This is a genomic window from Rhodopirellula maiorica SM1, assembly GCF_000346295.1.
Taxonomy (GTDB): Bacteria; Planctomycetota; Planctomycetia; order Pirellulales; family Pirellulaceae; genus Novipirellula; species Novipirellula maiorica.
This window is the reverse complement of record NZ_ANOG01000719.1, coordinates 1-6,394: the sequence shown is the minus strand read 5'-3', so window position 1 is coordinate 6,394 and position 6,394 is coordinate 1. Positions and strand designations below refer to the sequence as shown.

The 6,394-nt window shown below is 55.1% G+C and carries 7 protein-coding genes; 3 read left to right on the top strand and 4 right to left on the bottom strand.

Annotated features, from left to right (window positions below; all coding sequences use genetic code 11):
- Positions 1-181 precede the first annotated feature (181 nt).
- A complete protein-coding gene (locus tag RMSM_RS23330) occupies positions 182-625 on the top strand; it encodes a hypothetical protein (protein ID WP_008702227.1) in 444 nt (147 codons plus the stop codon).
- Between the two features lie 61 nt (positions 626-686).
- On the opposite strand, the gene RMSM_RS23325 is transcribed toward RMSM_RS23330, so the two are convergent.
- On the bottom strand, positions 687-1,082 hold the full coding sequence (locus RMSM_RS23325) for a hypothetical protein (RefSeq protein ID WP_008702225.1): 396 nt from the start codon (positions 1,080-1,082) through the stop codon (positions 687-689).
- 259 nt (positions 1,083-1,341) lie between these two features.
- Here RMSM_RS23325 and RMSM_RS23320 point away from each other — a divergent pair, with 259 nt between their 5' ends.
- A complete protein-coding gene (locus RMSM_RS23320) occupies positions 1,342-2,034 on the top strand; it encodes a DUF2306 domain-containing protein (RefSeq protein ID WP_008702223.1) in 693 nt (230 codons plus the stop codon).
- A gap of 152 nt (positions 2,035-2,186) precedes the next feature.
- On the opposite strand, the gene RMSM_RS23315 is transcribed toward RMSM_RS23320, so the two are convergent.
- The 3 genes from RMSM_RS23315 to RMSM_RS37250 all read right to left on the bottom strand — a co-directional run bounded on the left by RMSM_RS23315 (position 2,187) and on the right by RMSM_RS37250 (position 5,692).
- On the bottom strand, positions 2,187-2,858 hold the full coding sequence (locus RMSM_RS23315) for a hypothetical protein (protein WP_008702220.1): 672 nt from the start codon (positions 2,856-2,858) through the stop codon (positions 2,187-2,189).
- Positions 2,859-3,315: 457 nt separating this feature from the next.
- On the bottom strand, positions 3,316-3,909 hold the full coding sequence (locus RMSM_RS23310) for a peroxiredoxin (RefSeq protein WP_008702219.1): 594 nt from the start codon (positions 3,907-3,909) through the stop codon (positions 3,316-3,318).
- A 352-nt stretch (positions 3,910-4,261) separates the two neighbouring features.
- The gene (locus RMSM_RS37250) at positions 4,262-5,692 is read right to left on the bottom strand and encodes a coiled-coil domain-containing protein (RefSeq protein WP_008702214.1); all 1,431 of its coding nucleotides are present in this window, start codon (positions 5,690-5,692) and stop codon (positions 4,262-4,264) included.
- Between the two features lie 171 nt (positions 5,693-5,863).
- Between RMSM_RS37250 and xseB the strand changes: the two genes are divergently transcribed.
- On the top strand, positions 5,864-6,235 hold the full coding sequence (xseB, locus tag RMSM_RS23300) for an exodeoxyribonuclease VII small subunit (RefSeq protein ID WP_008702211.1): 372 nt from the start codon (positions 5,864-5,866) through the stop codon (positions 6,233-6,235).
- Positions 6,236-6,394 lie beyond the last annotated feature (159 nt).

Genomic DNA, 6,394 nt, shown 5'->3' with positions numbered 1-6,394 from the left:
CACTTCAATAATTCCAGAAAAAAGAATTGATCTTGCAATCAAGACTATCGAAATGCGATAGCCGAAGTCGATACTTTCGTTACAAGTCCACCCTCGGTCCGCCATCTCATCTGTATCGCAGCTGAAGCATTGATGGATCGGGAAAGGTCAACTGAAACTGATAGCACTAGGAGATTCAGGGATGAATCAGGCTACGACAAAAATCGCCGTTAGCGTGATTGCGCTCATTTTGGCTTTTAATATCAACACCGCCAAGGCTCAATCGCCTTCGTCCGATTCAACCATGCCAACGATGGGCGAATTCATGAGCGGTTTGAATCCGATGAATTGGAAGATGCCGAACTTCAAGAGCTTGCTGCCAGGGCAAGACGATACGACTCGCATCAAACAGAAAAAAGATGGCTTGGTTAGCGATGTCACCGCGACCGCATCACGCAGCTGGCAGCGCACCAAAGAGGTTCTCGACCCACGTCGCTTAATGCCAGCAGCATCGAACGAACCCAAAGACGATTCTCCTGGCTTCTTCGCCTCGATGTTCGGCGGTGCGAAAACGGCTGAAGAGATCGAAGCGGAACGCGTGGCAACGGTCAGCGACTTCTTGGCTCAGCCGAAACTGAATCGCTAAACGCGACACCCGCTGCCTAAACGACAAACGGGATTTCACTCGATGATTCCCGCCTGACGGCTCAGGGCACTGCCGAAGCCGATTCGACTTCCGGCGGTGGCGATCCGATGGCTGAGTCCGGCGTCACGAGATCAATCGTTTGACGCGGAGTCGCTACCGATTCCAGGTCGCCGGAAATCGCTCCTTCGACCGGGTCGAACTCGTTCTCCGGCGTCGAATCGTCCCTAGCAGGATAGCGACTGCCAATCGGCTCCCGATTGGGATCGGCGGGAAGTCGATTCAGGTTGACTTCGTTTCGCATCACGCGGACTGCCCGATAGGCAAACACGCCGCCTCCGAACAGTATCAACATCAACACGGCGAGCTTGGCGGCACGAAACCGTATCGGCCGCCGAGCCTCTTTGACTTCAGGAGGCGTTTGGTAGGGTTGCAGCGAGGGTGGCGGTTTATCACTCATTTGATTGACCCAATCCTGCTTGAGATGTTGACCCGAGATCTCGAGATCTCGGTTACGAGCCTACCCGAAACGTCGGACGCGACGGCCCTTTTTCTGGGCTACCATGATTGTAACACTGCTGAATTTCGACCGCTCAGAAGAGCCGTCGTACGTCGCCAACTCTGTTTTCCGATAGACTCAAACCTAGTGCTTGATTTGCGACACTGAATCCGCAGCTCGCCAATTCGCGTCCCTCTGCAAATCAGGATATCGTGTGGAGATGGGCCGCACAACAAAAATAGCTCGACGGTGCCTTGATCGCTTTGACCAGATCCGCATCAGCACGGTGCTGGCATGGTTTTCGGTGATCGCGATCCTATGGACGGCGATGCTAATCCTAGAAGCCTATCCCTTCTATTTCCCGCCCAATTTTGAAACGGGATTCTTACGCGGCCGCAAAGCGTATTTCCACGGGGTGTACGCGATCGCCTTCTACTCGCATATCGCGACCACACCGCTGGCACTAATCCTCGGACTGCTGCAATTAAACCTGCGGATCCGCGTCCGATGGCCAGCAATCCACCGGCGAATCGGCAAACTCTATGTGGGGATCGTCCTAATCTGCGTCGCCCCAAGCGGATTGATCATGGCACTGCGTGCACCGCACGGGTACGGGGCGATCAGCGGATTTGCGGTACTGAGCGTGGTGACGTGGATTGCCACGATGCTGGGCTGGATTCGCGCCGCCGCTGGACGACTGGATTCCCACCGGCGTTGGATGTGGCGAAGCTATTTACTGATCTGCTCCGCAGTGTTGCTGCGGATCCTGGCAGTGCTTGCCACCGACTTGCAGCTCACCGCGGCAACCGCGTACCCCATTGCCGCTTGGGCCAGCTGGCTACCTTCGCTGGTGATCTTTGAAGTCGTCATGCGATTCAAAAGAGCGAATATCAAGTCGCCGAGTATCCGGTAGCGAAACTCGCCAAGAGTTTCGTCACGATAGTGTTCCCCCCGAAGGTCCCGTAGGCTTGTTGATTTAATCGTTTAGCAGTCTCCGAAGCCGTACTCGCATCGGTTAGCGTACGCCTATCGGCTAGCGGTTAAACGAAGCATTCTAAAGCAACACTAAGGGGTTAACGGCAGAGGGCTTGCGCACAACTTGGCATACATCGCCTTCAATTCATCGGACGTGACTCCAGTGTCCGCCGCGTCAGCATCCGATGTCGACAAGACGATCCAAGGACGCGCCTTGCGAATCACTCCTTTCTCAAGGAACTCGCCAAACAAACGCAAACGAAGCTGATCGGCCGACGATTGGTTTGCGGTGAACGGTGCATCGTGGGGACCTAACAATACGGCGACCGAGATGTCGCCGGCTATCGCCTGTGAAATGGGATCGCAACCAGCCGATGGCGATGGATCCGACACCGATGACGCATCGCGGCTGCCCGCCGCCACCAAATCCACCGTCGGATGCGTGTCCAACAATCGCGTTTCAAGCGACAACACAACTTCGATCACCAACCGCTTCGCACTCGAGGTGATCGGCTTGAAAACCGCTTCGATCGAGTACGAACCCTCTTGCTGCGGAAACGAAACATGCAATTCATCACCGCGGACGAATTGCTCAGTCGCTTGCGGAAACACATCCTCGCCCACCGAGACGAACTGGACTCGCTTAGGATCGCCGCCCGCTAAACCGAGCTGGATCCCTTGAGGTCCGCCGGTCGCATCGAGCTGCCACGTCGTGCTGGCGTCGGACCACGTCGCCAAACCAAGTTCGCCGGTCTTCCACATCAGATGCTTTTCTTTCGGTGTCAGTGCAAAGAACGAAGGGAGAAAAATGAATGGGTAGCGGATGTCGTCAACGGTCTTGTTGAATCAGGGATCCGCGATGCGTCAGCAGCTGGGTACAGCGCGCTACCCGGTGCCTTACGGCCCACGGCTCACTGTTGCGATTTAATCATCTTCGTTTAACCGTTAGCCGATACGCGAACGCTAACCAATGCAAGTACGCCTTCGGCTGACGGTTAAACGAATGAGGCAACGAGTACATCAACGCTCTTTTGCGCCGCCCCAAGCTCATTATTAAACAAAACGCTTTGGATAACAGGCTGGAAGCCTATTCTACGTGTTTCTGACAACAGGCTGGAAGCCTATCCTACTTGTTTTCGATGACAGGCTGGAAGCCTATCCCACTTGCGACGGACGATGGTCCGTCGCTTTATTTTTGAACAGTGATCGGCGAACCGAACTAGCTGGTGTATTCAGCGTTAAAGAACTCTTTGCTCTCTTCGACGCCTGGCTTGATCGTGCGGTTGCCTTCTTTCCAGTTGGCCGGGCAGACTTCGCCATTCTTCTCGAAGTACTGAAGTGCCTGGGCGATTCTCATCGCTTCATCCACGCTGCGGCCAAGCGGCAAATCGTTGACGACTTGGTGACGGACGACACCCTCTTGGTCGATCAAGAACAATCCGCGAAGCGCCACTCCGGCGTCAATCAGCACGTCATAGTCGCGTGCGATCTGCTTGTTCAAGTCGGCGATCAACGGGTAATCGGTTTTGCCGATTCCGCCTTCGCTGCGTTTGGTGTTCGTCCAAGCCAAGTGAGTGAACTCGCTGTCGACCGAAACGCCAAGCAGCTGAACGCCAAGCTTTTCGAACTCAGCCGCGCGGTCGCTGAAGGCGATGATTTCAGTTGGGCAAACGAACGTAAAATCCAAGGGCCAGAAGAACAGGATGACGTACTTGCCGCGGTAATCCGACAGCGAAATTTCTTTAAATTCGCCATTGGGCATGACCGCTTTGGCTGTGAATTCGGGGGCTTGCTGCTGAACCAACACACTCATTGTTTCGCTACCTTCGTTTTGAGATTGCGGCGGATTGGAAATAAAAAGGGAAAGCGAGGTAGGCTGTTTTTTTGCCCACCTGCATTAAATCCAGAAAGCGACTTTCGTCAGGTCGCACAGTTTAGGCTTTCCAGTGCAGCCTCGAAAGGAGATGCAATCCGCGTTGTCCAGCTGGCATGATGACGGGGAACGCGGTGAAGAGGCGTTCGACCCGATCGCGATATAAAAAGAGGGGGGGGATGCGTGCCCTTTCCCCATGCTCCATGCTCCATGACCGACGCAACCGCGTCCATACAGAACCTTCGCACAACTCTCCTCAATCTCCGCAGACTCTGCTATGCGCAGACTCTGCTCAGTCGTCGCCCGCCAGACCTAGTTTGGCCAACCATTTGCGAGAATGACCTTCTCCGCCTTGGTTTTGCGCCGCTTCGCGACGAAGCCGATCCAATTGCTCGTCCAGATCCGCGATCTTGGTGGCGACTTCCTGCCGCTCCCGAGACAGCTTGGCACGTTCCAGTGACGCTTCAATCTCCGCTTGACGGAATTTTTCTTCCCACTGCGTCTGCAGTGTCTGCAGCCGCTGACGCTCTTCCTGAATCAATTCGTCCGCATCGACCATCTCGGCGATCGCGGCCGCTCCGATTGCCATCCCACCGGCGGCCGCTTGCGGCCGATTTTCGAGCAGATGATTCAGCTCGCCAATCTCTTTCTCAAACCGTTCGTTCTGCTGCTGCAATCGTGTGATCTCGGCAGTTAGCTCCTCGACAAACGCAACCGGATCCACCTTGCCCTCTGGCTCGTCATCCTCACCCGCATCATTTAGTCGTGACTGGACGGTTTGCGTCAAAAAGGTTTCGGCGTCGAAACAATCCTCTTCCATCTGACGCAGAATCAGTTGCTTTCGCTCTTCCCACGAAAGCGCCTCGGTAAAGTCCGACGAGGTATCGCTGGTCGATTTCCGCACATTGGCGTTCGCGACCTTTGCAGCCAGGTCGCTGTTTTGACGCTTCAGCTCAGAAAGCTCGTCTTCCAGCGCCGTGATTTCCTCACGCAGCAACGTGATCGCGTTTTCATGATCCCCCAGTTCTATGCGGTCGTCGTCATCGCGAGACACGGCCTCTCGTGACGCCCCCGCTGCGTCCACAACTTGGCTCTGCAAATCGGCAAAATCGGCCAGCAATTGACGAAGCAACGCCTGGTTGCCGTCGATCGCGTGCAAGATCGCTTGTGACTGAACCGACGTCGCCACCTCGGACTGGCCAGCCACCTCGGACTCGCCTTCCAAGTCTGTTTCGGGCAATTCTGCGGGTTGGCATTCGGTTTCGACTTCGCTCTCGAATTGCGATTCCGGCGGCCATTGCCGCTCGCAGACTTCTGCAGCCGTTTCCGTCAATTCACAATCAACCTGCTCCGACGATGCCGCATCGTCTTGATTCTCAGCATCCACATGCTCAGCCAGTTCGCACTCAAGCGAGTCGAGCGAATCCCACACGTCTTCGATTGCGAACGATTCAGATGATTCCGACGACGGTGACGATTCCGACGATGGTTCGGCAAAATCGGAACGGATTGATTCCGCGTTCAGCGATTCTGCGTCCAATGCGTCTGAGTTTCTCGATTCTCTGTCGACAAATTCCGCACGTTCGGATTCCGCTTGCTTCACTCCATGACGGTCCACTTCGGCGCATGCGACACCATTGGGCTTGTACTTTGTCGCGTCACGACGAGCCGCGGCAGTATTTGCATGGTGACTTTTCTTCCGTTTTCGAGTCTTCCTGGCCATAGTGGTTGTGTATTTGTTAGCATGCCAGCCGCGTTTCGCTTGCGGGCCGAAGCGGCTAAAATTTCGGTTCGTACGCGGCTGCACACCCAATGAGGATGGCAGGTCGTAGCGCACAGAATCTTTCCCCGTACAGATACCTACGTCGCAACCCTAGGTTTGTCAAAAAGACACATGGCTAAAAAGAAAACCACCTCTTCGGATTCTGGAAGTCAATCCGAGTCTGCAGAGATCGACTTTGAACAAGCGGTGGGCGAGGTACAGCAAATCGTCAACGAATTGGAAAGCGGCGAATTGGGGTTAAGCGAATCGCTGAGTCACTACGAACGAGGCATCAAACGGCTGAACCAGTGCCATGGGCTGCTCGAAGCGGCCGAACGCAAAGTCACGCTGCTGTCGGGATTCGATGCGGATGGCAATCCTGTGACCGAACCACTGGAGGGGGCCGACGACAATGAACCTGCTCCCACCAAAGCAGGCCGACGTGGTCGCGGCACCGCCAAACGGAAAACCGACAACGACGACGAAATTGGCGGTCTGTTTTGATCCTTCATGCGTTCCTGCGTGAAAACGTTTTTCCGCGGTGAAACCGCCATCCCTGCCAAACCGAATCCAACCGACTGCATTAAACTGAATGAAAAAGGCAGCGGGCCCCCATGCTAGCGTTTCGAGCCCAAACTGACGCTGGCGACGAAAAATTGGCGT

Excerpts from the sequence above, each read along its gene's own strand:
- RMSM_RS23330 (WP_008702227.1), top strand. The coding sequence starts at position 182 with ATGAATCAGGCTACGACAAAAATCGCCGTTAGCGTGATTGCGCTCATT.
- RMSM_RS23325 (WP_008702225.1), bottom strand. The coding sequence starts at position 1,082 with ATGAGTGATAAACCGCCACCCTCGCTGCAACCCTACCAAACGCCTCCT.
- RMSM_RS23320 (WP_008702223.1), top strand. The coding sequence starts at position 1,342 with ATGGGCCGCACAACAAAAATAGCTCGACGGTGCCTTGATCGCTTTGAC.
- RMSM_RS23315 (WP_008702220.1), bottom strand. The coding sequence starts at position 2,858 with ATGTGGAAGACCGGCGAACTTGGTTTGGCGACGTGGTCCGACGCCAGC.
- RMSM_RS23310 (WP_008702219.1), bottom strand. The coding sequence starts at position 3,909 with ATGAGTGTGTTGGTTCAGCAGCAAGCCCCCGAATTCACAGCCAAAGCG.
- RMSM_RS37250 (WP_008702214.1), bottom strand. The coding sequence starts at position 5,692 with ATGGCCAGGAAGACTCGAAAACGGAAGAAAAGTCACCATGCAAATACT.
- xseB (WP_008702211.1), top strand. The coding sequence starts at position 5,864 with ATGGCTAAAAAGAAAACCACCTCTTCGGATTCTGGAAGTCAATCCGAG.